Here is a 26,700-nt window from a genome sequence, read left to right as displayed (position 1 = left end):
TTCCTCCTCTGATTCCTTATTAACCAAGAAGCTTTTTGAGCTTAGCCGCGTACTCAAATGCATCGAATGACCAGACATCTGCGCCTATGCGCTCTGCCCACTCAACAGACGTGGGTGCGCCGCCCACACAGATGAGATATTTACCCTTGTCACCGGCATCGGCAACCATCTTTATAAACTCTTCCTGTCCCGGCATTGTAGTGGTCATAAGAGCTGACAGGCCTACCGCATCGGCCTTTTCCCTGCGCGCCGCATCTATATAGGCAACCGGGTCTACGTCAGAACCAAGGTCAACTACATGAAAACCGTTTGCCTGCAGGACAATTCCTACTATGTTCTTGCCTATATCGTGATAGTCGCCCTTTACCGTACCGATAACAACTGTGTGTGGTATCTTGTCCCCAACAGCCGCTATAAGGTGTACCTTAAGAACCTCCATGATCGTCATAAACGCATCACCTGCAACCATAAGGTCTGGGAGGAATACTTCGAAGTTCTCAAACTTCTGTCCGAGGATAGCCATTTCATCCGTAAGACCGCTCATAATATCCTTAGCCGGCGTACCTTTTGAGATGAGATCCTTCACGATCTCTACGGCCGCTTCACCCTCACCGTCAACCATGTACTGACGAACCTGTTCGATCGACATATCTACAACCTCCGTTTAATTTAATTAAAACCTTAATGTTGAAAAAATATTTATGTTCAACGTGCAAAGGATATCATCCGGCTATAAAAACTATGCAAAAAAAAGAAACCCCATCCGGCCTCATTGTCCGAAAGGGGTTATAGATAGATATTTTTTTTGCATTTCTTTGACACTTTTTCAAAAAATCAGCCTAAGTTACATTGCAATTACCGCAAAATAAAGATCATGTAACAGGACTAGCCGGCTCCGCGATGTTGACCCATCCCACTTTATGCTTCATTTGCTCCAATTGATTCAAATACCATTCAGGCTCTTTATTGAGCACGTCCTTTGCAAAATCCTCAGGGATCTGCAAGGAAAGCCTGAATAACTCCAGTTTAGACCAACATAGCACAGCCTGCCATGTCGGACGCCTTGTTTTTGCTACCAGCTTTTGAGCCAACGTAAAATAGATCCTGGCCTTTTCCCAGTCTCCTTTCCTTGAGTTGATCAACCCCATGAGTCCAAGTGCGATACCTGAACCCTGTAGACCACCGTCCAGGTCTGAGTGTATGAGGTTATAAAATTTCTCCATCCGAAGAAGGTATTTTTCTGCCTCTTCAAAATTTCCAAGAAGCATAAGGCAAAATGCTGATTTTGCAAGAGAGAGCCCAAGTCCACGGTAAAGTCCGATAGACTCTCCGATGTTGATGCAGCTCATGTAAAAAGAAAGAGCACCTTCAATATCCCCCGAGGCCAGTTTCATATCTCCCCTGAAGTGCTCGGCGGCTATAAGACATACCGTGTAGCTGCTTCCCTCTTCTTCGAGCTTTTCAAAAACAAGGGTGGACATCTGTAAAAGCCTTTCGGCTTCTGAATGCTTACCTTCTAGGATTTTGGCTATAGCCAAAAAGCGCAGAGAAATTCCAAGCCATTGGTGCAGGTGTTCTTTTTGGGAGATCCTATATACTTTAGATGCACAGGAATGAAGAAATTGTGCATTATCAGTCTGTATTGCAAGATAGCACATCTGCACAACTGCTTCGATGGCAGCTTCCTGCTCCCCGATTTTAAGTGCCTTGCGCAGACCCTCTGTGAGCATCTGTCTTGAATCTTCATACTGCCCAGCCCACCAATGATAAGCTCCCTGCAGTATATAAAGATCTCTCTCTATTCTGTCAAGATCATGGCTTCTTCCTCCGGAGCGGGAAATTTTATTCATAAGTTCCCATGCTGACGCAAGAGACCGATTGGTATAGTCTACATCGTCTAATGAGGGGATATAGTACATAAGGTCCTGATCAATGAGTGTCGGAAAAACTTCATGTGCGGCCATGAAATGCAGCTTCAATTCCCTGACACGCCATAAGAGCTCTTTCTCATTGAGCCCGGCATCATGACAATGATAATAAAGTCTTTTATAAATATTCCTATGCCTGTATAAAAGCGGCAAAGCCGACTCCTCCAAAATCATGATATTTTTTAAGTGAAGTGCCTGTTTTCTTGAAAAAGACATATTTTTCAAGAGGATCTCACGTATTTTTACATGTGTAAAGTAATATAACACATCCCCTTCTTCATTTTTTTCACGAAGTAATTCATAGACTTTAATGTTTTCATAGATATTTGAAATCTGCAGCGGAGACATATCAATCAGTTTGGCAACATACAGCATTGAAGCGGGTTCAGAAGACACTGCCATGGCCTCCATGAAGAGCCTTTCGTCCTTATCAAGCCGTTCGACAACCGACAAAAACGGATTTTTATATAAAGTTACTCCTTGGTCTTCTGTTCCTTCATTAGACGTCAGCAGCTCTTTGATAAAAAAAGGATTCCCTTCTGTCTGCATGTATACTTCGTGAATAAGTTCATCCGACCATTGACGATCGGGCCTGATCCCGCGGCAAATCTGGCCTGTCTCTTCAAGGTTGAATCGCTTAAGTCTCACTTCAAATTCTTCAAAAGGCTCATCAGCAAGAGTGGTCCGTATCATAAATGCGGAACGGATATTTTCAAATCCGGAAATAAGGAGATGTCTCGGTGCGGAATGATCCCACATGATAGTTTCAAGAATCATCCATGATGCTTCGTCCATCCATTGGATATTTTCGATAATCAGTATTTTACTCCGACCGGCAGAGACTTCGGCAATCTGCTGATAGACCAGCTCTGCAAGGCGCGAATAATTGAGTTCTGTGAGAGATGTGATGTTTTCCAACTGCGAAGGTGTATATTTGAGCCTCTGCAGAAGCTGTATAAATGGAACCATAGGACGATTTTTTTCTTCTTGAGAGCACCTGACAAAATAACACTCCCAGCCCTTTTCTTTCAGACAAGACGCTATTTCATCTATAAAAACAGTCTTTCCTATTCCCTGTTCTCCCCAGACAAGCCCGCAGGAAGAACAGGATTCAGCACCAGTCCTTGATAAAAAATCCAGCATCTTGAGCATTTCGGCATTTCTGGCCAGTGGAATATCATCAAAAGTACGATTCATCGACAATGGATTGCTGCCGGGCGTCTTCCTTTTCATCAAAGATGAAATATCGGACAGATCTGTACTTATCCCAAGATCATTCTCAATACGCATGGAGTATGCGCGGGCAGTGTCAACAGCCTTAACTTTCTGTCCTGTTTTTATGTATAACCTTACAAGTTCGCCATGTATCTTTTCATCATAAGGTTCGTATTCAGCCAGCTTTTCATAGCAGAGCACAGCATCGTCATAGCCTTCCTCCGATGGTGATATAAGTTTTTTCGCTGCCCGCCTTTTAAGATTTTCTACAGCTACGTTATGGTAGTACTGCCTTTTAGGGAGGAGCCAGTCGCTGAAAGAAGGCCATTCATCAAGCTCAGCCAGATCCATAAAAGGCAAACACAAATCAGAGATATCGTTCCAGTCCATAGTATCTATATGACATAGGCGGTCGATATCTTTTTCTATCCTGAATGCATGATCCAGCGAAATCATGCCGGCGCTTCCCGCATGGACAGGTATTATGGTCCTTATATAACTAAGAGCGTTGCTGAGATTTCTGCGCCCTTTTTCTATAGGTTTGTCCGCCCACAAGTACTCACATATCTTATCTCTGGATATGCTCTTTTCCTCAATGAGCATGAGCGTGAGGATCCGTGCCTTCTGAAACGCAAAGGCCAGCGGCTGACCATCTACAAAAAATTCAGGGTTTCCAAGAAAACGGGCCTTGTACTTCATTCAATTCACCTGCCATTATATGGACATATTACTGCATGATTCACCGGGCGACTGCTATAACAAACATATTTACTGTAGCATACCTCAACTGAAAGGGGAAACTGAGATTTTTTATTGTTTTATCAAATGTTTTATCAAAAAGATGGGCCTTCTATAAAATTTCGGGGAACTCTTCCTCGTCATGCAGAGGGTCGGGAATGTTTCCGGCAAGCAGGATGCCATTCGCATATCTTTGCGGTGTGACCATGACCTCTTCAGAGAGCCTGGCTCCATTGTCTTCTGCGACAATACGCACATAGTTGGGTGTGAGGCCGCGGATCGTTCCGTTTTTCTTTTCTTCAACGAGGACTGATACTTTTTCGCCTATCCATTCGGAGCAGTATTTTTTGTGGAGCTTATCTGCTAATGCAAGTGCCCTATGGACACGTTCCTGCACTTCCTTTTCAGGTTGGCGTTCCATGGCAGCCGCATCCGTTCCCTCGCGAGGCGAATATGGGAATACATGCACCTTGCCAAAACCGATTTCCTCTATAAATTTCATGCTGTTGTCAAACGCAGCATCGCCTTCCGCAGGGAAACCTACCATGAGGTCCGTGCTTAAATGGATCTTATCGCCCAGCCTGCGTCTTATATCTTCCGTTATCTTTCTGAAAGCGCGGACCGTATAGCCCCGCCTCATGGCTGCAAGCACGCCATCATCGCCGCACTGCAGCGGCAGATGCAGGTGTGGGCAGAAAGTTTCTGTCTCTGCAAGCGCATCAAGCAGTGCATCATCGACAGCAAACGGCTCTATGGAACCAAAGCGCAGACGCTTGAGTCCGTCTATGTTTCCTATGCGCCTGACAAGTGTGCCCAGGTCCTTATAAAGACCTAAATGGATCCCGGTAAGGACAATTTCTTTACAGCCCGAATCGATGATACCCCGTGCTTCGGCTACGGCTTTATCCATGTCCCGTGATACAGGATTGCCGCGGACGTATGGTACTATGCAATAGCTGCAGTAATGGTTGCATCCGTCCTGTACCTTGAGAAAGGCACGCCTGTGCATGCGCGGGTGATCAAGCATCAGTCCATCCCATGAGCTTTCAGCAAGTATATTGTCGTCAAACAGCGAGATGTCTTTTTTGATCCCTTCATTCGCATACCATTGGGACAGCAGTTCAGGGAGTTTATGCTTCATCCTGTTGCCGATGACGATGTCTATGTCGAGCAGTTCGCGCTCCGCGCCGGAGATTTTCTGCGCATAACAGCCGCATACTACGATCACCGCGGCCGGGTTCTCCCTGCGCAGTTTTCTTATCAGCTTACGGCACTTTCTGTCCGCTGCGGCTGTTATAGTACAAGTCATTATAACGGCGATATCCGGGCTGACATCGTTATGGACAGCCCCTGCCTTCTCGAGAGCGGCTGCAATTGCCTCACCCTCATACTGGTTAGTGCGGCAGCCTTGGATATTTATAGAAAAAGTTTTATTCGTAAATGGGAGCATATATTTCACCCAACCATAATTATTTTCCAGTTTGGCAAACGATTATAAAATAAAAATAGGCAACAAGTCAAAGATAACATGGTCCGCTGTTAGGGATGCACATCTTACACTAACATGAACCAGCCGCACGCAACGGCTACTGCCGTGCTTGCGCGCAGGATCCTTTTTCCGAGGCTTATCGGTATAAATTTTTCCGCAAGCAGTATTTTTGTCTCAGAAAGGGACCAGTCTCCCTCCGGACCTATTGCAATGGCAAGCGGGCTGCACGGCTTCAAACTCTTAAGCGCTGCGGAATCAGGCGACAACAGTGCTGCAAAGCGATTTTCAGGCAACACGGCAAAATCAAATCTGTCAAAATTACACGGAGGACACAAAACCGGCGGTCTCGTAGAACCGGCCTGTTTTGTGGCCTCGTCAAGTATTTTGCGCCAGCGTGACATTTTATCGTCAAGTTTGTCATTGCTGTACTTAGGCACACTGCGTTCGCATGCGACCAGATGTATGGTGTGCACCCCTATCTCTGCCGAAAAACGGAGGGCATCATCAAACTGGTCATTCTTCAGCAGCCCAAGCAGGAGATGGATCTCAGGTGACATAGGCGCCTCGGCTTCACGCGAAATTTCCGCTGCCCGCACCATGTCGCCTTCACATATAAGGCGCAGCTCAAGTTTTTCCCCGTCGAGCAGGCCTTCGACAATGGATCCGTTGTAGCAGCGGCGCACGCGTACAAGATGGTGCGCCTGTTCCGCATCTATCAGCCACGTCCCATCTTCTTTGGTACATTTCTCAAGACGAAGCCTTGGCAGCGACACCCCACCAGTCTCCCTTCACAAGTTCTTCGACTGGCTTCATTCCTGACTCGCCAAGCGCCTTCATGAAAACATCGCGTTCTGCAAGCAGCATGCCTGAGAAAATGGCAACCCCATCTTTGCCGATAACCGCAGGGACGTGGGCGACCATGCTGATAAGCGGATCAAGAAGTATATTGGCGGTCAGTATATCCACTTTATGCCTGAAATCTTTAAGCAGGTCTTCCGTGCAGAGATCGACCCTATGAAGGTCAAGCCCATTAAGCTCAAAGTTTTTGCGTGCTTCCTCAATCACAGCAGGGTCGATATCGCGGGCATAGGCCTTGGCAGCACCCATTTTCAGTGCACATATGGTCAGTATTCCTGAACCTGTGCCGATGTCCGCTGTCGTCATGCCCGGTTTCAAATACTGTTCGAGCAACTCGAGCACGATCTGTGTGCTTTCGTGGTATCCTGTGCCGAATGCGCTTCCCGGATTAATGTAAAGCGGCATACGGCCTTGCGGCTCCCTCCCCTTATGCCAAGGCGCAAGGACAACAAGCCCCTTTCCGACCGGCAGCGGCGGAAAAGCCTCCTCCGCAGCCACGTTCCACGGCTGGTTCTCAATCTTGCCAAAGTCTTCGACCTTTATTGAAGGCCATTCCTTCATTGCGTCAAGAAGGCGTTTTTTCCAGTAAGACAATTCTTCGCTGCTTCTATAATATGCTCTGAGTCTCGCCCCTCCCGACGGAAGTTCCTGAAGCTCCGTGCCTATGCTCCCGGAGATATCGGCAAGAGAGAAAAGGACATCTTCCTGTCCAGTCTCATCTGAGATAGTTATATACCACCAATATCCTTCGCTGTTCTGCATGAACTTCCACTCCCTTCAAGTCGTCTGCTATTGTACCCTATTAATGACAGGCGGAACAACAGCAAATACCGATATCATGGAAGTTCGATATCCGGCGTATGCGGCAGGGGATATTACCTGTTATACCTACATATACTGTGAAAGGAGCGGATCTCATCTGTGTATCTATTATCTGTCAGCGTTTACTAATGCTTTTTGCCTCCCAGATAAGCCGCCTCAATTTCAGGATCGTTCAAAAGATCTTTTGAAATTCCTTCCATCGTGATTTTTCCGGTCTGAAGTACGTATGCCCTGTGCGAGAGCAGCAGCGCTTTGCGGGCATTCTGCTCAACCAGAAGGATCGTCATTCCGAGTTTCTGATTGATCTCCGTGAGTTCTTTGAATATCTCATTGATGATTATCGGGGCAAGCCCGAGTGACGGTTCATCGAGAAGCAGGACTCTCGGCATCGCCATGAGCGCACGCCCGATGGCAAGCATCTGCTGCTCCCCGCCTGAAAGCGTGCCGGCATATTGATCATTACGTTCTTTAAGACGCGGGAACAGATGGTATACTTTTTCCAGCTGTTGGGCAACCTGACCGCGGTCCTTAAGCGGGAACGCCCCTATCTCAAGGTTCTCATAAACAGTAAGGGGAGCAAAGACCTTTCTGCCCTCCGGTGAAAGGCTGACCCCGGCTTCAACGACCTGAAAGCTCCTTGCAGGCAACGGCATACCGTCAAGCAGGATCTCGCCACCCGCTCGTGGCACCTCGCCCATTATTGCACTCATCATCGTCGAGTTGCCGGCTCCGTTTGCTCCGATGACAGTCACTATCTCTCCGGGATATACATTAAGATCGACGCCTTTAAGCGCCTGAATTGCGCCATAATTGACGGATAGATTTCTTACGGAGAGGATAGGCTTTCTTTCTTCCATTTCCTATTCCTCCTCTCCAAGATATGCCTTAAGGACCTCCGGATGGCGCTGTATCTCGTCCGGAGAGCCCTCTGCTATCTTTGCACCAAAGTTCATGCATACGATGTGGGGACATATCTCCATAACCATATCCATATGATGTTCAATCAGGAGGATGGTCAGGTTAAAATCCTTGTGAATGTTTTGTATCAGCTCGTTCAGCTGCTCTACCTCTTCCGCGTTCATCCCTGCCGCCGGTTCGTCAAGAAGCAGGAGTTCAGGCTTCAGGGAGATTGCGCGCGCTATCTCCAGACGGCGCTGAAGTCCATAAGGGAGTGTGCCTGCCGCCTGATCTGCGCGATCCGCAAGCCCGACTCTCTCAAGAAGCTCCATGCTCTCGGCACGTGTTGCGCCCTCCATTTTTCTCCAGCGTCCCATGTGGCTGACCGCTTCGAAGAAACCGTACTTGTAGTGCTGCTGTGCGGCAGTCATTACGTTATCCAGCACTGTTGAAGCCGCGAAGAGACGGAGGTTCTGGAAGGTACGCGCAATGCCAAGCGATATAACCTGATAGGTCTTAAGCCTGTTTATATTATTTCCTTTGAATTCGATATCTCCGCTCGTTACATCGTAAACACCTGTGACGAGGTTGAATATAGTGGTTTTACCGGCGCCATTCGGTCCGATAAGTCCGGCAAGTTCACCGGTCTCTATCTTGAACGTCATATCTTTGACAGCCTGAACGCCGCCAAAGGCCTTGTTTACATTTTTGAGTTCAAGTATGGCTGCCATCAGCGGACGCCTTCCTCTGTTGCAGGGATTTTCTTTTTGCGGCGAAAAATACTTTTTATGTATGTCATTGTAAGTTCATTCGTCCCCATGATCCCTTCCGGACGCAGGACCATTACCAGGACAAGGACAAGTCCGTAGACCAGCATACGATACTGGGATATCGGGCGGAACAGTTCCGTCACAAGTGTCAGGATCGTTGTTCCGATAAGACAGCCGCTCATCGATCCCAGACCACCGAAGACAACTATAGATACAAGTTCCGTAGATTTAGCCATGTCAAACATGACAGGCTGGATGAACGACATGTACCCCCCAAGCAGGGCCCCTGAGACTCCGCAGTAAAAGCCTGATATGGCAAGGCTGAGGACCCTGAACCGTGCGGTATTGAAGCCCAGAAGGGACGCTGCTATATAGTCGTCCCGGCAAGCCTTGAACGCACGCCCATAGCTGCTGTTTACCAGAAAAAACATCCCTATGCCCATTACTATAAGAAATCCGAATGCCACCGGCATCGAGGTGTAATTGTCTATTCCGGGGTATCCACGCGCACCGCGCGTGACACTTTGCCAGTTTTCTATAATAAGCCTTATAGCTTCTCCAAGTCCCAGAGATGCTATTGTGTAGTAGTCACCGACAAGCTTAAGCGTAGGGATACCGATCAGATATGCAAATACCATCGCCACAAGCCCGCCGATAATGATAGCAGGGATAAAGTGAACTCCATACTGGATCGTCAGTATAGCAGCCGTATATGCACCTATCGCCATGTAACCGGCGTGTCCAAGCGTAAATATGCCGGTAAATCCTGTAAACAGTGATACCCCAAGCGCTGCTATGCAGTTTACCGCAAGGAGGGTGATTACGCCGCCAGCATAACCTTCCATGCTGTATCCCTACACTTTCTCGCCCACGGATTTCCCGAAGAGACCCGTTGGACGGATAATGAGCGTAACTATGAGCAGCCCGAAAACGACAAGGTCACGGAACTGGCTCGATATGAAACCAGCAGTGAGCATCTCAGCAAGACCAAGGATGAGACTGCCTACAACAGCGCCGGGAAGAGAGCCAAGCCCACCAATCACCGCTGCAACGAACGCCTTGGTCGTGATCATTCCGAGCTGTGGATACAGAGTGTAACGGACGGAGAGAAATATGCCGCCGACGCCTGCGAGCAGACCTGCAACGAAGAAGACTATTGATATGAGCCTGTTTACGTTTACGCCCATCAGCCCCGCAGTCTTAAGGTTATATGAGGCAGCGCGTATAGCAAGGCCCCATTTGGTCTTTGATAAAAAGAGCTGAAGGGCTACCAAAAAGACAATCGCAGTTACCAGCGAAAGAAGGTCAAATGCGCTGGTGGTGGCAAGACCGAAAAAATTTACGGGTTGCGTCGGGATCACCGGAGGAAGCGCACGGAAGCGGCCGCCGACGGTAACCACGAAAATATTCTCAATAACTATGCTCATGCCCATTGATGCAATAAGCATGTACAGCGTGATGGGCGTACGCTCACGAATGGGTTTGTAAGCAAGCTTTTCAACAACTACAGCCGAGATCCCGGCTCCTATGATCGCAGCAAGAGAGGCAAACCAGATGTTCATGCCGCCAGTGCGAAGCGCAAAATAGCATATGTAGCCGCCTATCACGAGAAACCCGCCATGTGCAAAGTTCGAACAAAGCAGTATTGAATATACTAGCGAATAGCCTACTGCTATAAGAGCATAAACAGACCCGAGTGAAAGTCCGTTAATGATCTGCTGGATAATCATATCCAATTAAAACACCTCAGCCTTCCCGGTGCCTGACCGGTTTTTATCGACCTGAACAAGAGGCCGGAGCGGGCTTGGGATCGATCCCCAAGCCCGTATACCGCACAGAAACTATTTTATTTCGGTTGGACCTTCTTGTAGAACTTCGCCTTGAGGTCATCTCCGACCCTGAGAATGACTCCTGCCTTCTTAAGCGGGTTGTGAGTTTTTGGGTCGATCGTAAGGGTCGCGTGGTTCAGCTTAAGGTTCTTCGTTGATTCAAGCGCCTTCGCGATTGCGGGTCCTTCTGCCTTGCCGGCGCGTTTGATGGCGTCGATGAGCCAGTAGGTTGCGTCGTAAGCCATTGTACCGTTTACGAATTCTTTGCAGTCATCCTTGTAGACCTTCTTGTAGCGCGCAAAGATCGGGGCCATGACGGGGTCTTCAAGATATGTGTGGTTGACCCAGTATGTGCCCTTCATAGAGTCGCCTGCTATCTCGTTCATAAACTCGCCGTAGCCGTCGCCGCCGATTATTGTGACGTTCAGGCCAAGCTCCTTAGCCTGCTTGATGATGAGCGCCATGTCCTTGCCCATACCCGGCAGAAACAGGACATTTGCACCTGAACTCTTGACCTTCGTAAGCTGCGCGCGGAAGTCGACGTCTGTGTCGCGGTAACCTTCGTCAGCTACGATCTTGCCGTTAAGGGCCTTATAGCTCTTAGTAAAGAACTCTCTGAGTCCCTGAGCATAGTCTGAGCCAACGTTATAGAGAATCGCGGCTTTGTCCTTCTTAAGATCGGTCATTGCAAGCTCTGCGGCAAGTTCGCCCTGATATGGGTCTGTGAAGCAGATACGGAATGAGTAGGGGCGTACATTACCCTTACTGTCAACCGTAACGAGCGGGTTGGTCCCTACCGTCGATATCTGGGGTACCTTGCCCCTGTCAACGATGGGTGCTGTCGCGATGTTGATCCCGCTTGAGTTTGCTCCAATGATTGCTACGACCTTGTCACTCTCGATCATACGGCGGACTGCATTGACAGCGTCTTCGTTGCGTGTTTTTGTATCGTAGACTACGAGTTCGATTGGACGGCCAAGGACTCCGCCCTTTGCATTGACGTCTCCGACTACCATCTTCGCCATGTTTACTTCTGTCGTTCCATAAGCTGCAAAGTCACCGGTGAGAGCCGCAAGATAACCAACCTTGATCGGCTCGGCTGCAAATGCCGCACCCGCCGCACAAAGAATCATAATGACTGCCAGTACTGCAAGGATCTTCTTCAATATACTACACCTCCAATAATGTTGTGGAAAAACTTCAGGGACTTCTGTTTTGTTCCCAGTGATTCCAGAACTTACCGCCAGTGCCTCACCTCCTCACAAAAATAGAAAATCGGTAATTAAAAATATGGACAAATAGATTTTGGATAAGATCCCTCCGCTTTGGCTATTCTATAATCCAGAGTGTGATATGTAAAGAAAAAAATCATTTTGTCAGGCATAATAGCCAAAATTTTGAATCAATGTGTGCGAAGAGTTCATTTTCAGGCGTGGGAAGATGAATGCCGGTATGAGCCGGCTATACCAAACCATCTCTGATGATTTTCATAATATTGTCCCGTCAGCACAAAATATCGCGAAAACTGCAAAAAAAGCCAATGGCAACGATCCTGCGCTCTCATGCCTGTCGGTATCAAATTACCCGACATCATCAGAGAAAAGCAAGATCCTGCCATCGGCCTTCCTTATCCATGCTGCAAATGCGTTAAAACTGTATTTGCCGAGACTATTGCCACTTAGCTGCGGCGCTATTTTCTAAACTTGTCAAAGATACCTTCTTTTGTCTTAACAGGCACTTTCATCTCTTTTGCAAGCTGCTCAAGGAGTTCGCGTTCCTTCGCAGACGGGTCCTTTGTAACTTTTACACGAACCAGGATATTCATATCCCCGTTGCCGTTCCCGCGCAGCCGAGGCATGCCGCGGCCCTTTATACGCAGTTTTGAACCAGGCTGTGTCCCTGCCGGAATATCCAGCATCTCAAAACCGTCAAACGTCTCAATCTTGACCTCACAGCCAAGAGCCGCCTGAGGATAAGCTATGTCGACAGCCGTGTTAAGGTCGTCTCCTTTTCGCTGGAAGCGTATGTCGGGTTTCACCTCGATGAGCAGGAACAGGTCACCCGACGGCCCGCCGTTTACTCCTGCCTCGCCCTGACCTGAAACCCTGAGCCTGTTTCCGGTATCGACACCGGCGGGTATCTTGACCTCAACAGAATGCTGCTTGCGTACACGACCCTGTCCATGACATTCACGGCAAGGAGTCTTTATTGTCTTGCCCTTGCCATTGCACGCGGGACAGGTCCTTACCTGCGCCATCTGTCCAAACGGAGTATTGACGGTCTGCTGTACCTGTCCCCGACCGCCGCAGGTCTGGCAGGTATCGACTTTTGTGCCGGGCTCCGCTCCTCCTCCGCCGCAGTGCGGACAGGTAACCAACTTTGGAATCTCTATCTTGCGGCTGACACCCCGATAAGCGTCTTCGAGAGATATCTGCATAGTGTATTCAAGGTCATTGCCCCGGCGCGGGGCGTTCGGATTCACCGAACGCCTGCCGGCGCCTCCGAAGAGATCCCCGAACAGGTCGCCGAAATCGCCGCCTCCGAAACCTTCAAAACCTCCGAAACCCGCGCCTCCGAAACCTTCAAAACCTCCGCCGGGAGGCATATCCCCGACGTAGCCAAACTGGTCGTACTGCGCACGCTTCTTGGGGTCGCTCAGGATCTCATTGGCCTCGTTGATCTCTTTGTATTTTTTCTCTGCCTCCGCGTTGCCCTGATTAGCATCCGGGTGATACTTCCTTGTCAGCTTGCGGTAGGCTTTTTTTATTTCGTCGGCCGAGGCTCCCCGTCCAACACCCAATATTTCATAATAGTCTTTCTTGCCGGGAGCAGCCATCAGCGCCTCACCTCACACTATTTATTGTCTTCTTCGCGGAACTCTGCATCCACAGTTGTCTCGTCAGGGGCATCCTGAGGTGCGGCATTGCCCTCCTGGGTCCCCCCCTGCGCTGTCGATTTCGCATAGGCCTTCTGTGTGATCGGGTGCATAGCCGTCATAAGCGCATCCACTGCCGCTTTTATCGCCTCTGAGTCTTCACCTGTAAGGAGGTCGCGCAGCGCCTTGATTTTTTCTTCGACTGCCGCCTTTTCCTCAGGAGTTGCCTCCTGCCCAAGGTCCTTCAGCGCTTTTTCCGCGTTGTATGCAGCGCTGTCTCCTTCGTTGCGGGCTTCAATGAGTATCCTTTTCTTTTTGTCCTCTTCCTCGTTCATCTCCGCATCATGGCGCATCTTCTCGATCTCCTTGTCTGAAAGCCTTGACGACTGGATCGTGATGTTCTGCGCCTTGCCTGTGGCCTTGTCCTTGGCTGTGACGTTGACTATGCCGTTCGCGTCGATGTCAAAAGTGACCTCTATCTGGGGTATGCCTCTGGGTGCAGGAGCGATCCCATCAAGGAAAAACCTTCCGAGTGAGATGTTATCGCTGGCCATTGCACGCTCGCCCTGGAGGACATGTATCTCAACCTGCGGCTGATTATCTGCGGCAGTCGTGAACACCTGGCTCTTTGAGACAGGTATTGCGCTGTTCTTCTCAATTATCTTCGTAAATACGCCGCCAAGTGTCTCAAGTCCCAGAGAGAGAGGCGTAACGTCAACAAGCACAATGCCCTTGTGTTCCCCTGAAAGGATAGCTCCCTGGATAGCTGCTCCGATAGCGACACATTCGTCCGGGTTGACGCCCTTAGTCGGCTCTTTGCCGAGGAGTTCCCTGACCTTGCGCTGCACCATCGGCATACGCGTTGAACCACCAACGAGCAGTATCTTGCCTATTTCCGACGCCTGCAATCCTGCATCTTTCAGCGCCGTGCGCACCGGCTGAACAGTCCTGTCAAGAAGATCCCTCGTCAGTTCCTCAAACTTTGCCCTTGTAAGCGTCATTTCAAGATGCTTCGGACCGTTCTGGTCAGCAGTGATAAACGGCAGGGAGATCGATGTTTCCGGCATTGATGAAAGCTCTATCTTAGCTTTTTCCGCCGCTTCACGCAGGCGCTGCGCTGCCATCTTGTCCTTGCGGAGATCCACGCCGTCACTCTTTTTAAACTCGTCTGCAACCCAGTCGACAACTCTGGCGTCCCAGTCATCCCCGCCAAGTTTGTTGTCACCTGAAGTAGAGAGGACTTCGAAAACACCGTCGCCTACGTCGAGGATCGAGACATCAAAAGTCCCGCCGCCAAGGTCAAAAACCATTATTTTATGTTCTCCCTCTTTGTCGATCCCGTATGCAAGACAAGCTGCCGTAGGTTCATTGATTATACGCAGGACTTCAAGCCCTGCAATTGTCCCTGCATCTTTAGTAGCCTGGCGTTGTGCATCGGTGAAGTATGCAGGACATGTAATGACAGCCTTGGTGACCGTAGTGCCGAGATATGCCTCGGCGTCCCTTTTGAGCTTCTGAAGGATCATTGAGGAAATCTGCTGCGGTGTGTACTGCTGTCCGTCGATATTCACCTTGTAGTCGCTGCCCATCTTGCGCTTGATTGAGATCACAGTACGATCCGGGTTGACTATTGCCTGTCGCTTTGCAAGCTGGCCGACCAGCTTTTCGCCATCCTTGGTGAAGGCGACAACAGATGGGGTAGTCCTTCCTCCTTCGGAGTTCGGGATAACTGTTACGCTGTCCCCTTCTTTTACTGCCACACAACTGTTTGTGGTACCCAGATCAATTCCAATAATTTTTTCCATAGTTCATTCCACCTTTTTGGATGTTTAGTTTTATATATTTATTTATGTGGTTGCCTTGTTTTGTACCATTTGCAGCAGGCGACAGAATATATTTATTCCTGTTTATTTGACTTGATCTGTATTTTACCTGCTTTTGCCGCATGAGGCACGCGGATCTGCCCAAATTATTTTTTAGTATATTTACCCACTCTCACCTGGGGGACTCTGATTACCCTGCCGGCAAGTTTATAGCCTTTTCTCGGCACATCGATAATGTGGCCGTCCTTAGCTTCGTCATCGACCGGCTCCATAGAGACGGCCTCATGCAATGACGGGTCAAACTGTCCTTCCGTGGAGACCTGTTCAAGCCCCAGACTCTCCATCGCATTCCAGAACTGCTTGATGACCATCGTTATTCCCTTATAAAGGTTACCCTCTTTGTCTTCGATGGCGCCACAAACCCTCTCCAGGTTCTCAAAAACCGGAAGGAGTTTACTTAAAGCTCTTTCTGCGGCCAGTTTACGATCCCGTTCCATGTCGCGCTCGACACGTGTTCTCAAATTATAATAGTCGGCTCTGGCTCTGGCCGCTTCGTCAGTAAGACCCTTTATCTCTTCCTTTGCCTTTTCAGCTTCGGCAAACAACGCTTCCCGTTCAGCCTGTGCTTCTTCGTACAGCTTCTTCCAGTCCTTTTCTTCACCGTCTATACCGTCTATAAGGCTATTTGCATTGTTATCACAGACCGTATCCTTATTCTCATTATTCTCATTGCACATCTATTCTTTTACCTCCCCGTCAGACTCGGGCTCCAACGTCTGGAGCACCCGGTCTATAGTCGTTATTACCCTTTCATAATCCATGCGCTCCGGACCTATGATGCCTATCGTCGCACGCTGGCCGTTAAAAACGGTAGAGGCCGCGACAAGCGAGGCCTTTTTCATTGCAGGGGATTCATTCTCCTCGCCTATTAAGATGTTAAGCCCCTCATTGGAGCATCTGTTTATAAGCTCAGAAATGCTTTCCTCCTGTTCAAGGAAGGAATAGAGAGCCTGTATCCTGCCAAGATCCTGGAAATCAGGAAAGTTCAGCATGTGGCTCATCGAACCTGTGTAAACTTTCATCGTTGGCGAGAGCATTATATCTTCCAGCTCCTTCAGCGCCCTTGTACATGCCGACTGATACTCCCTAAGTTCCTGCAGGATATAAGTCTGAAGCTCTTTCTTTATTTCAGTCCAGCTGCATCCCGCAAAGAAATTTATCCTGCGCGAAAGATCGTCAAGACAATCCTGCGACATATCCCACGGGAGAGTTATTATCTTCTGATGTACCAGTCCACCCTGAAGCACAACCAACAACAGCACATTGCGTTCCGCGATCCGCACAAAGTCTACACGTTGAAGTTTAACAGCGTCAAGAGACGTCAATGCTGCAACACCGACATAATTGGTTACGCGGCTTAAAATTTCCGTGGCTGACTCAAGCGCCCCTTCCAGCCCCCTATGATGTTCTGCGAGCTTCCTTATCCATTCCCTGCTGTGCCTTTTTGGATCGACACGCTGGAGGACGTAATCAACATAAAGCCTGTATCCCTGCGTAGTAGGAACACGGCCTGACGAAGTGTGCGTCTGTTTAAGGAAGCCCATCTCTTCAAGATCGGACATCTCATTGCGGATGGTTGCAGAACTGCGACCTGTCAGATAACGCCGCGACACTGTCCGCGACCCTACGCTCTCGCCGCTGCGTATATATTCGTACACAACGGAGAGAACAACCTCCAACTGTCTTTCCGTAAGCACCGGCCGCACCCCCTCCATCATTATTAGCACTCTGTAACTATGAGTGCTAAACAGTTTCCAACGGGATTAGAATAACAGCCCCCCGCACAAATGTCAAGACAGGTCAGACAATTTATATCGTGTTTTTTACGGATTTGTCGGGTACATAACGGATGGGATAAACCGGACAATAGGGTATAATGAGCCAATGGATAAAAATTACCCGTTACAAACAACGATCAGACATCCATATATAATGCCGGATCAATATTTGTGGCTGTCTGCCGCCTTTACAATAAGACTCCGGACAGCAATGCATATTTAAGTTCCCATGGATGCAGGGACCGATCCTGCAATATTCGCTGCGGTGGAAAACAGATATATAAATGCAGCTGAAAATATCAGAAAGATCGTTGCTGAGATCCATTTTACAATGCCTCCGTCAGCAGGCAAAACAGACAACAGGGGTGTAAATATTGAATACTAAAACGACAATTTACCTCATACGCCACGGCGAATGTGCCGGGAACAAGGAAAACAGGATCCGCGGATGTCTTGATTTCCCTCTCAATGAAAATGGACTGACTCAGGCATATGCTCTTGCCGAAGCTATGAAAGACAAGCATATAGAGTTCATATATTCCAGCCCCCTGAGTCGTGCAACCAAAACAGCTCAAATACTGGGCGATGCGCTCGGGCTTGGAGTTGGGATAATTGATGCCTTCTGCAATATAAGGCTGGGACCATGGGAAGGGCGTCTTAAGGCAGAGCTTGCAGTTGAAACACCTGAGCTTTGGAACACATGGGTAACCATGCCTGAAGATTTGAGGGTCGAGGGCGCAGAGACGCTTGACCAGGTTATGGACCGCTCCCTGAAGGGGCTTGAATCGATCATAAAAGAACGTAAAGGACATACCCTTGCGATCGTCGCACACAGGGGGGTACTTAAACTTGCGCTCGCTGGGGCGCTTGGAATAGCAAAACCCCGTTTCTGGCGCCTCCACATGGACAACGCGTCATACAGCCTGCTGACTCACGATGATACCCGCGGCTTCTGTCTCATGGGGCTCAACTTCACGGAACACCTGAAGGGCATCCCCCTTGTTCAGGAATTCGAATAAGGGCTAGATCTCAATGACTGTATATAATATGAAATTCATTGAGACATCGGAGCTTGCGGACGCACTAAGGGCGATCGGGGCAGACATGCGCAGCCTTCCGTTCTTCAGCAACCGCAGGGAGATAAGGATCCTTTTCGTCTCCAACGCCGACGTTCGCGCTGCCAATGTCATAAAGCAGGAGATACTGTCCCGGGGCGGAGACGCCGCCGTGAATGCGCATGTGATAGACTGTGGCGTGGCGCATAGCGACGTAATACTCTTTGGCACAAGAAAACAGCTTGAGCTGCTTGCGGACAAACTTGAAACTATGGCATGGTGGGGACTCCCTGATATTTCTAAAGAGATCCGCAGGGCAATTGCGGCGCTTAGCAGAAGGAGAAAAACGACAGTCCTTCCATCAGGCGCCGTCCTCAAAATCGGGGCACGCACTCTCATAATGGGAATAATAAATTTGACGGATGATTCCTTCTACCGCAAAAGCCGCACAGGCGGCAGCTTGGAAGAGACTGTCAAAAGGGCCCTTCAGCTTGCGGAAGAGGGCGCGGACATCCTTGACCTCGGCGCAGAATCTACACGTCCGGGATCAGCCCGCGTACCGGAGGACATTGAAAAAGAAAGAATAGTTGCCGCAGTAAAAGAGATCCGCAAATTGCTGCCATCCATCCCCCTTTCCATAGACACTACCCGTGCCTCTGTTGCACGATCTGCTCTGGAGGCCGGTGCAGATATAATCAACGACGTCTCCGGACTTACCTATGAACCTGAAATAGCAAAAGCAGCATCTGATTTCGGAGCAATGCTGGTGCTGATGCACATGCGCGGCACACCTGAAACAATGCAGTCAATGTGCGGTTACGATAATATCCTTCTCGAACTCACGCAATTCTTCGAAAAGGGGATCGACGCAGCGGGATCTTTCGGGTTAGACAGATCACGCATCATAATAGATCCCGGCATTGGTTTTGCAAAAACCTATGACCAGAATCTTTTTATTTTACGGCATCTCGAGGCTTTCGAAACCCTCGGGCTACCGCTGCTGATCGGTGTCTCCAGGAAAGGGACTATAGGACGTGCGACTGAGTCGGAATATCCCGAAGAACGCCTTGAAGGCACAATTGCTGTTTCCACGCTCTGCGCATGGCAGGGCGTGGATATGATCCGCGTGCATGATGTCGCACAGAACAGAAAAGCGGTTATGATGACAGAGGCAATAAAAGGAGCAAAATATGCCTAGCAGGACAGTCGTACTGGCACTCGGCTCAAACATGGGGAACAGGCTCCTGATGCTGGAACAGGCGATCGGTGCGCTGAGCGGTTCCGGGTTCCTCATATCGGCAAAAAGCCGCGTCTGGGAGACAGCTCCATGGGGCATGACAGATCAGCCTCGTTTTCTCAATATGTGCCTTACAGCCAAGACAGAACTGGAAGCAGTACAGATACTCACCGTTATCAAAGCAATAGAGAAATCCCTGGGAAGAAGCTTATCGGGACACTGGGGACCTCGTGAGATCGACATAGACATAATACTTTTAGAAGACGAGATTATTGACATTCCATCGTTGAAGGTGCCCCATCCGCTGTTTCAGGAAAGGGCTTTTGTTCTCGTTCCCCTTGCTGAGATCGCGCCCGGGGCAGTACATCCAGTTCTGAAAAAAACCGTCAGGGAGTTGCTGGACTCCCTGCAGGAAGAAAAAATGGAATGGATAATACAAATATGATAAATGCAAAAGAGTTTATCCCCAGAAAAATCACAGGACTCTGTTCAAAGGCCAAATGGAGAATTTGGCCGCAATCACCGAAAAATCTCCGGATCGCATTTCTGCCTTGTTTTTTTCTGCTGCTCGCAGTCCTGATATACATACTGCAGGGCAATGAGCTTCCGGAAGGCAGTTCTAATCTGACGACTCTGCGGGTTGCGGATTTCCCCGTGATACTGGTGCTTGAGCAGAGAGGCGGGACTGTTGCCTCTGCGTGGCTGCGAACTCCAGCAGGCGTACGTCAGATAGAGCAGCTGGAAGGCCTCTCCTTTATCTCCGACAGTTCCTTCCTTTCACGCGTGGATCAGGACACGAAGGATGACCTGCTCTGGCGCGCATCGTTCACTAATTTTGAAGGCAACGGAGTACATTTGTGGATAGGCATGACAACATGGTCGCCAAAAGCCTTCATCGCTGTATCACCATACGAATATACGAGATGGGACGCCGTACCCGCCAAGCTCATAGTGCCTAAGGGAACAGCCGTATATATCTCACCCGCGACACCGACGTATAACAAGGCTGGACAGTTCAGCGGCAGAGACAGCTATTCTTTCGTCTACACTATAAGGATGACACCGGAAGGTCCTGCCTTTGTTCCTGTGCCTGACGTATATAAACAGCTCTCTGTACTTTTGAGGGCCGGGATGCAGGGGGAGTTCACACCTATGAAACGCTTTGCCTACGCCAGGATGCTGACTGAATTCAACAGCCTGGCGGATGGGAAACCTCCCCAGACCGAAACTCTTCTGAACTTCCAGCTCCTCCGTATAGACACACTTGCATGGAAACAGTAGAGATATGCATGCTTTTTTAACTATCCGGGGTTTGTCGATATAAAACCGGACGGCAGGTCATATTTCACAAATATGTTACGCATCCTCCCCGCGCGTCTTAAGGACTTCTTCAAGCAGGACATAGTCGATTTTTCCTGTCGAGAGAAGCGGCATATCCTCCATAACCAAGATCCTCTTTGGTATAGCAATTTCTGCGACTCCAAGTTCAGAAAGCCGCTGGTGCATTGCGTCGCGTTTAAGGTCTCTTCTTGTCGTTACAAGAGTCAGCGTCTCTCCCCTTGGTCCGCCGTCCAGCATGACCACGGCGTGTTTTTCTTCAGGCCAGCACTCGCCGAGCAGATCTTCGACCGCAGCAAGTGAGATCATCTCTCCGCCTATCTTGGCGAACCTCTTTGCACGTCCGAGTATAGTCATAAAACCTTCATCATCAATGCTTACAATGTCTCCTGTATCGTACCAGCCATCTGCCGGCGGTTCGATCACACCTGGGTCAGTAACGCGCAGATATCCCATCATTACATTGTCGCCCTTTATCCATAGCCTTCCGCCCGTATGGACACCATCGACCGGTTCTGTCCTGTACTCAATACCGGAACATATCAATCCCACTGTTCCGCTTTTGTAGTGCGCGTAATAATTGTTGGCCACTACAGGAGATGCCTCTGTAACACCATAGCCTTCAGTTATCCTTATGCCAAAACGCTTGAACCAGACGTCCTGCGTGGAGGCACGAAGTTTTTCTCCACCCTGCACGAGCAGGCGTATAGTAGCAAAGTCATAGTTGTCAGACGCAGCTTTTGCATATCCGTTAAGGAAGGTATCCGTGGAGAACAGCACTGTTATACGCTCGTCATAGCAGATCGTGGGTATCGTTTTATAGTGTAGCGGCGAGGGATAGAGGTGAACGATCACGCCAAGGCTTACCGGCATAAATATCCCGCATAGGCCGAATGAGTGAAATATGGGCATAGCATTGAGGACACGGTCTGAAGGGTAGAAGTCGACCCGCGTGTATATTTGTGCATTGTTTGTATTTATGTTCCTGTAGCTCAGCACGACCCCCTTCGGCGCGCCCTCCGAGCCCGATGTGAAGAGGATTATCGCCGGCTTGTCTGTCTCCCCCGGGATAACTGGGAGGGACTTCAGGAATAACGTCCTGGTTGCCGCGAAAAGCTTCTTCCGTGTTGTTATCTCCGGTGCGAGATCTTCGAGCCAAATGATGCGAAGCCCCTCTTCGACAATGGCGTTTATAAGGTTTTCAAGTTTGCCTAACTCTATGAATTTACGTGAGGTCACAACCGTTTTTATTGCTGCCGTCCTGCAGCAGTTGACAAGAGAGCGCCCACCGAGAGAGAAGTTCAGCATAGCCGGGATCTTGCCGATCCTCTGAAGAGCATATATTGAGATAACGCCGCCGAGGGATGTAGGGAGCAGCACTCCGACGTGGTCACCGTCAATGTTCTGATTTTTCAAAGCTTCCCCTATAAGGAGTATTCTTGTGATAAAGCCGTTGTATGTCACCGGCTTCTGCCCATAGTCACAGAATATCCTGTAATTGCCCCCGAACCGTCTGCGTGAGTCAAGCAGTATACCGAAGAATGACTTCTGTTTTGTCCTGGCCGCAAGGCACATATCTTCCATTATTTTTTCAAGCGCGCGTCCGGCAGCCGCGTTACGCTGGGTCCCTGTGATTTGTTCGGGGATATTGAGCCTGCGGGCCGGATATACTGTCAGAGTGACCTTAGAGAAGAACCGGATCCCTCGCTTATGCTGGATGCGTGAGAATGGAGTCCGTTCTGTCCCTTCTATATGTATCGGCAGTATCTTCGCGTCCGTGTGATCTGCGATCATGGCGACCCCTCTTGAAACCTTCATTGGGAGTCCTGTGGTCGTGGGCTGCAGTTCCGGGAAGATCACACAGCGCCCGCCGTTTTTCAGCAGCGCAAGAAAGTATTTAAGAGTGAGAGGCGTGTCTGCGTCAAGGATATGTGTGTCGGCAAGAGGCAGGAACATTCCGGCAAAACGTTTCTTTGTGAGGCGGCGTTCTATGGCGAAAGGAACTTTTTCCGGCAGAAAAACTGCAAGTATAAGCGGATCAATGAACGAGACATAATTTGGTGCAATGAGCACCCCTTCTCCTGCTTCTCTCCAGTTTTCCCATCCCTTGACTTCAACACGGAAAAAGAGATTAAGAATATATCTAACAAAAAGTCGCAGCAAACAAGCCCCTCCGCTTCTGCCAAATAAAATAGTGGAAATAATATTCCATTATCAAGCACATTATATCATGACGAAGCATGGTACATCAGATTTTACAACAGCTTACAGTCTCCGCACATAAAAAGCAATAAAAAAAGCCGCCCTTTCGGACGGCCAGCATATATCTGCTTTGATCACCGGCGCTTTGTTTAAAGAGACAGCTATATTAAAATATTTACAAATACTTAAAACTTCTTAAAAATGGAGGGCTTTGCTCCGCAGATCGGGCATGGACTTGTTGCTTCCGTGCCTTTATGAATGTATCCGCAAATCGGGCAGAGGTAGTAGTCCTGACCTTCAGGCTCATTGCCGAGATTGGCAAGCGCCTCGTGGTACAGGCGTGCGTGGACCTTCTCAGCCTCAAGTGCAAAATGGAATATGCGCGCCGCTTCATTATTGCCATCTGCTTTAGCGTCTTCGAGCATTGGCGGATACATTGAGGTAAACTCATAAGTCTCGCCTTCTTTTGCTGTAACAAGATTCTCCGCGGTCGTGCCAATCCCGCCTTTTGCCTTAAATTCGCCGAAAGCGTGGATCGTTTCCGCTGCTGCCGTTGCACGGAAGAGCCTGGCAATGTTATCGAAACCTTCTTTTTCTGCCTGCTCTGCAAATAAGAGATACTTGCGGTTTGCCTGTGATTCTCCTGCGAATGCCGTTGCAAGGTCGTCCTGTGTTTTCATCATTATTGCCTCCTTTGATATTTTTCTTCCCTGTACGGAAAGCGATGGTCATTGTTGTTTAAAACTATTTTAGATTAAGCCAATATATATAATTTGTCAACCGGCTTGGTTACCTTACGCTCCATTTTGATTATCGCTGAAAAAGGCATTTGTTTCTTTCCGGATTTTAACGGAGTGGACGGCGCGGTGCGATAAAAGATCCACATGACTCAAGCGCAGCAGATCAGTACTCTACTCCCCTTCTCGCCTGTACCCCCTGCCGATACGGATGTTTTATCTCTCTCATCTCTGTTACAAGGTCAGCCGCCTCGATCAGCTTCTGAGGCGCGGAGCGACCTGTCAGTATGAGCTCCATCTCATGAGGCTTGCTCATGACAAGCTCGATGACGCTTTCGAGCGGAATAAGGGCATAGTCAAGCGCGACGTTTATTTCATCGAGTATAAGCATGTCGCACTTGTCGGGCAAGGCAAACCCCTGCGCCAGTTTCAGCCCGCGCTGAGCCTCTGTATAGTCCTCCGGCGTCTCCTTGCCGCGATAGACATAATCCTGGCGGCCGGTCTGTATCAACGTCACATTAGGGATCATCACTGCGGATTTAAGCTCGCCGTAATGCTTCCAACCCTTCATGAACTGTATTATTGCGACACGAGCTCCCTGCCCGGCTGCCCGAAGCGCAAGCCCAAAAGCGGCTGTCGTCTTGCCCTTGCCATCCCCGGTATAGATTTGTGTGAGCCCCTTTTCGCCAAACATATCAGTTAGTGCTTCCGGCTGCTTTGTTTTTGGCGGCCTCTTCTTTCTTCATGCGCTCGATAGCCGCATCTATATCATATCCGCCGGATTTTCGGGGTCCAACTGTTGCAGTTTTAGGCTGATCTGTCTGAGTCTTGGCTACAGGGTCCACAGGTGTCTGCAAACCGGAGGTTTTCTCTGAACCGTCCGGAAATTTGGCATTAGGCTCAACTTTCAGTATTTCATTCCTTATATGGAGAAGCCTGCGATCATCAGGCGGATGCGAGTTAAATCCGCTGGGCTGCAGCTTCGAGCCGCTCTTCGAAAGTTTAAGCATTGCGCTGTACAATCCGACTGGATCTTCTCCGTTTTTGTGCGCAAGCCTCACAGCGTAATCGTCGGCCTCTACCTCCTGTTCCCGGCTCCATCCGGCGTATGCAAGGTTTGCGCCGACATTTACCGCGGTGTCTCCGATACCTCCGCCAAGAAGTTGTCCCAGTACTGCCGCGGCAACGGACAGCCCGGTCGCGTGCTTAACTGTGTCATCATAGTGTCCGAGCTTGGCGTGTCCTGCCTCATGTGCGAAGACTCCGTAAAGCTCGGCTGGGGAATCAAGGATGTTTAGAAGCCCGGTCGTTACTGTGACTGATTTACCGTTTGTGACCCAGGCGTTCGGCGTCTTCTCCTCTTTTATTGTAAACGGAATTTTTGTAAGATCCGTTGCTTCAGCAACGCGGCCCCACACATTTTTGGCGGTCTCATGCGAGAGCTTGGCCTCTGCGGGTATTGCAAAGAAAACTGCTATAAGCATAAAAAGCAGCACATTATATATTTTTAATTTCATAAGCACAGGCCTCCTTCTAAAATTACTGCGGAATTTGTCGTTCTGTCTGACACAGGGCATATCAGACTATGCCCTGTGTTAATGTACATTAAAGAGCAGCTTAAATCATCAGTAGTTTACGAATGCCTTTTTATAAAATCATTTATCAGCCGGCTGGATATACTGAGGCCCTTGAAATATTCCGGCATTTCGTCAGGAGCAAACCAGCGTATGTCTGTCACCTCAGTCATATCCGGCTCGATATCGCCGCTCTCCCATTCCGCGGTAAACCCCGCCATCAGAGAGCGCGGGAAGGGCCATGGCTGGCTGCCAAAGTAGCTTATGTTTTTCACCAGTATTTTCGATTCCTCATAGACCTCGCGTCTGACACACTCTTCCAAGCTTTCACCAGGTTCGACAAAACCTGCCAGTACGCTGAAACGTCCCGGCGGAAATGAGACACCGTGTCCCATCAACAGTTTCCCGTCTTTCTCTACCGCAACTATTATCGCAGGCGCTATAACCGGAAACACAAGCTCCCCGCATTCCGGGCAGCGCATCGCGAGTTCTCTGCCGTCAAATTCAGAGCGCGCTCCGCAGACCCCGCAGAATTTGTGCGTCCTCTGCCACTCCATTAAATGATATGCCTTGCCGGCACGAAAAAAAGTTTTTTCATCGAAGACGGGCCAGAGTTCACGCCGCTCACACAGAGAATAACCTAATGGAAGAGTTGCATCTTCAGGCAATTCCGCCCAGATATCGCCATACCTGTCTTCCTTATCCACAAAACCTCTGTTTAAGAATAATTTTTCCAGCCCGATATCAGAGTCCCTATCTGGCAGAGCTGTGCCGTTGTCCCTTAAAACTATTCTGCCGTCGCTGAACGCATAGACGTTTGGCATATAAATTCCCCCATATATTTTTGCAATTGACAAAACCTGCGCAGACAAGACTATTTTACTGGACGCAGGACAAAATTCACACTATTATTACAGCATTAAACGGCATTCATTATTTTCTCAGGAGGTTGGACATCGGATGATCGAGAAACTGGAAGACGTAACCGCTGTTGCAAAGGCAAACGTATATTTTGACGGGAAAGTAGTCAGCCACACGGTATATACCAAGGATGGAAAGCGCAAGACGCTCGGCCTTTTCCTGCCGGGCAGCTATGAGTTCGGCACCGGCGATGCAGAGATCATGGAAATCATCGACGGAGAGTGCGAGGTCCTTCTTCCGGGCTCTGCAGAGTACATAAAAGTCAAGGCCGGAGAGAACTTCGATCTGCCGGGAAACAGCAAATACTGTTTTCGTTGCTATGTACCCGTACAGTATGTATGCTCGTACATCTCTGATAAATAAACGACACGGCTTGAGCTTTCAGTACTGACTTCCGGAATTTGAGCGGGGACCTTTAGCTGCTTCCGGCAGCAGGGGGCCCCGCGCCATATACTGCACCGTTATTTTGTCAATCTTGATCACCTTGCAACATTACACAGGAGTCGCCGCAAACAGACATCTGATCTTTCTTGACGGCCGTGTGTCCGTGCCGC

At 49.2% G+C, this 26,700-nt stretch carries 24 protein-coding genes; 5 read left to right on the top strand and 19 right to left on the bottom strand.

Going from position 1 to position 26,700, the window contains the following annotated elements:
* Positions 1 to 19: 19 nt before the first annotated feature.
* The 14 genes from LLF78_00785 to hrcA all read right to left on the bottom strand — a co-directional run bounded on the left by LLF78_00785 (position 20) and on the right by hrcA (position 17,001).
* Positions 20 to 649, bottom strand: a complete 630-nt coding sequence (locus LLF78_00785) for a cobalamin-dependent protein (protein ID MCE5201038.1) — start codon at positions 647 to 649, stop codon at positions 20 to 22.
* A 223-nt stretch (positions 650 to 872) separates the two neighbouring features.
* Entirely contained in the window at positions 873 to 3,842 is a 2,970-nt protein-coding gene (locus tag LLF78_00780; GenBank protein MCE5201037.1) for an AAA family ATPase, read from the bottom strand.
* Between the two features lie 151 nt (positions 3,843 to 3,993).
* Positions 3,994 to 5,331 carry a tRNA (N(6)-L-threonylcarbamoyladenosine(37)-C(2))-methylthiotransferase MtaB gene (gene mtaB / locus LLF78_00775; protein MCE5201036.1) on the bottom strand — a complete coding sequence of 446 codons (1,338 nt, stop codon included), beginning with the start codon at positions 5,329 to 5,331 and terminating at the stop codon, positions 3,994 to 3,996.
* Between the two features lie 104 nt (positions 5,332 to 5,435).
* The gene (locus tag LLF78_00770; GenBank protein ID MCE5201035.1) at positions 5,436 to 6,143 is read right to left on the bottom strand and encodes a 16S rRNA (uracil(1498)-N(3))-methyltransferase; all 708 of its coding nucleotides are present in this window, start codon (positions 6,141 to 6,143) and stop codon (positions 5,436 to 5,438) included.
* On the bottom strand, positions 6,118 to 6,990 hold the full coding sequence (locus LLF78_00765; protein MCE5201034.1) for a 50S ribosomal protein L11 methyltransferase: 873 nt from the start codon (positions 6,988 to 6,990) through the stop codon (positions 6,118 to 6,120). Before LLF78_00765 ends, LLF78_00770 begins: the two co-directional genes overlap by 26 nt.
* Before the next feature lie 185 nt (positions 6,991 to 7,175).
* Positions 7,176 to 7,907, bottom strand: a complete 732-nt coding sequence (locus LLF78_00760) for an ABC transporter ATP-binding protein (protein ID MCE5201033.1) — start codon at positions 7,905 to 7,907, stop codon at positions 7,176 to 7,178.
* 3 nt (positions 7,908 to 7,910) lie between these two features.
* Positions 7,911 to 8,678, bottom strand: coding sequence for an ABC transporter ATP-binding protein (locus tag LLF78_00755; GenBank protein ID MCE5201032.1), 768 nt, complete (start codon positions 8,676 to 8,678; stop codon positions 7,911 to 7,913).
* Positions 8,678 to 9,562: a branched-chain amino acid ABC transporter permease gene (locus tag LLF78_00750; GenBank protein ID MCE5201031.1), complete on the bottom strand. Its 885-nt coding sequence runs from the start codon at positions 9,560 to 9,562 to the stop codon at positions 8,678 to 8,680. The genes LLF78_00755 and LLF78_00750 overlap by 1 nt, the downstream gene beginning before the upstream one ends.
* Before the next feature lie 9 nt (positions 9,563 to 9,571).
* A complete protein-coding gene (locus LLF78_00745; protein ID MCE5201030.1) occupies positions 9,572 to 10,453 on the bottom strand; it encodes a branched-chain amino acid ABC transporter permease in 882 nt (293 codons plus the stop codon).
* Positions 10,454 to 10,563: 110 nt separating this feature from the next.
* Positions 10,564 to 11,712 (bottom strand): ABC transporter substrate-binding protein, encoded by a 1,149-nt coding sequence (locus LLF78_00740; protein MCE5201029.1) that lies wholly within the window; start codon positions 11,710 to 11,712, stop codon positions 10,564 to 10,566.
* Between the two features lie 524 nt (positions 11,713 to 12,236).
* The gene (dnaJ, locus tag LLF78_00735; GenBank protein MCE5201028.1) at positions 12,237 to 13,382 is read right to left on the bottom strand and encodes a molecular chaperone DnaJ; all 1,146 of its coding nucleotides are present in this window, start codon (positions 13,380 to 13,382) and stop codon (positions 12,237 to 12,239) included.
* A 17-nt stretch (positions 13,383 to 13,399) separates the two neighbouring features.
* A complete protein-coding gene (gene dnaK, locus LLF78_00730) occupies positions 13,400 to 15,226 on the bottom strand; it encodes a molecular chaperone DnaK (protein MCE5201027.1) in 1,827 nt (608 codons plus the stop codon).
* A gap of 164 nt (positions 15,227 to 15,390) precedes the next feature.
* Positions 15,391 to 15,981 carry a nucleotide exchange factor GrpE gene (locus LLF78_00725; protein MCE5201026.1) on the bottom strand — a complete coding sequence of 197 codons (591 nt, stop codon included), beginning with the start codon at positions 15,979 to 15,981 and terminating at the stop codon, positions 15,391 to 15,393.
* Positions 15,982 to 17,001: a heat-inducible transcriptional repressor HrcA gene (gene hrcA / locus LLF78_00720; GenBank protein MCE5201025.1), complete on the bottom strand. Its 1,020-nt coding sequence runs from the start codon at positions 16,999 to 17,001 to the stop codon at positions 15,982 to 15,984.
* A 455-nt stretch (positions 17,002 to 17,456) separates the two neighbouring features.
* Here hrcA and LLF78_00715 point away from each other — a divergent pair, with 455 nt between their 5' ends.
* The 4 genes from LLF78_00715 to LLF78_00700 are packed head-to-tail and all read left to right on the top strand — an operon-like array spanning position 17,457 to position 20,655.
* Positions 17,457 to 18,101, top strand: a complete 645-nt coding sequence (locus LLF78_00715; GenBank protein ID MCE5201024.1) for a histidine phosphatase family protein — start codon at positions 17,457 to 17,459, stop codon at positions 18,099 to 18,101.
* A gap of 13 nt (positions 18,102 to 18,114) precedes the next feature.
* Entirely contained in the window at positions 18,115 to 19,335 is a 1,221-nt protein-coding gene (gene folP, locus LLF78_00710; protein MCE5201023.1) for a dihydropteroate synthase, read from the top strand.
* Positions 19,328 to 19,819, top strand: coding sequence for a 2-amino-4-hydroxy-6-hydroxymethyldihydropteridine diphosphokinase (gene folK / locus LLF78_00705; protein MCE5201022.1), 492 nt, complete (start codon positions 19,328 to 19,330; stop codon positions 19,817 to 19,819). Before folP ends, folK begins: the two co-directional genes overlap by 8 nt.
* Positions 19,801 to 20,655, top strand: coding sequence for a hypothetical protein (locus tag LLF78_00700; protein ID MCE5201021.1), 855 nt, complete (start codon positions 19,801 to 19,803; stop codon positions 20,653 to 20,655). Before folK ends, LLF78_00700 begins: the two co-directional genes overlap by 19 nt.
* 75 nt (positions 20,656 to 20,730) lie before the next feature.
* Here the strand turns inward: LLF78_00700 and LLF78_00695 are convergent, their stop codons facing one another.
* From LLF78_00695 to nudC, 5 genes are all read right to left on the bottom strand, one after another.
* Positions 20,731 to 22,875: an AMP-binding protein gene (locus LLF78_00695; protein ID MCE5201020.1), complete on the bottom strand. Its 2,145-nt coding sequence runs from the start codon at positions 22,873 to 22,875 to the stop codon at positions 20,731 to 20,733.
* A 224-nt stretch (positions 22,876 to 23,099) separates the two neighbouring features.
* A complete protein-coding gene (locus LLF78_00690; GenBank protein MCE5201019.1) occupies positions 23,100 to 23,597 on the bottom strand; it encodes a rubrerythrin family protein in 498 nt (165 codons plus the stop codon).
* A 220-nt stretch (positions 23,598 to 23,817) separates the two neighbouring features.
* The gene (gene cobO / locus LLF78_00685) at positions 23,818 to 24,345 is read right to left on the bottom strand and encodes a cob(I)yrinic acid a,c-diamide adenosyltransferase (GenBank protein ID MCE5201018.1); all 528 of its coding nucleotides are present in this window, start codon (positions 24,343 to 24,345) and stop codon (positions 23,818 to 23,820) included.
* 1 nt (position 24,346) lies between these two features.
* A complete protein-coding gene (locus tag LLF78_00680) occupies positions 24,347 to 25,168 on the bottom strand; it encodes a M48 family metallopeptidase (GenBank protein ID MCE5201017.1) in 822 nt (273 codons plus the stop codon).
* A gap of 116 nt (positions 25,169 to 25,284) precedes the next feature.
* Positions 25,285 to 26,049: an NAD(+) diphosphatase gene (nudC, locus tag LLF78_00675; GenBank protein MCE5201016.1), complete on the bottom strand. Its 765-nt coding sequence runs from the start codon at positions 26,047 to 26,049 to the stop codon at positions 25,285 to 25,287.
* A 136-nt stretch (positions 26,050 to 26,185) separates the two neighbouring features.
* Between nudC and LLF78_00670 the strand changes: the two genes are divergently transcribed.
* Entirely contained in the window at positions 26,186 to 26,509 is a 324-nt protein-coding gene (locus LLF78_00670; GenBank protein ID MCE5201015.1) for a pyrimidine/purine nucleoside phosphorylase, read from the top strand.
* Positions 26,510 to 26,700: the final 191 nt, after the last annotated feature.

Source organism: Synergistaceae bacterium, from assembly GCA_021372895.1.
In the GTDB taxonomy this organism is placed as follows: domain Bacteria; phylum Synergistota; class Synergistia; order Synergistales; family Synergistaceae; genus JAJFTP01.
This window is presented reverse-complemented; position numbering and strand designations above follow the sequence as displayed.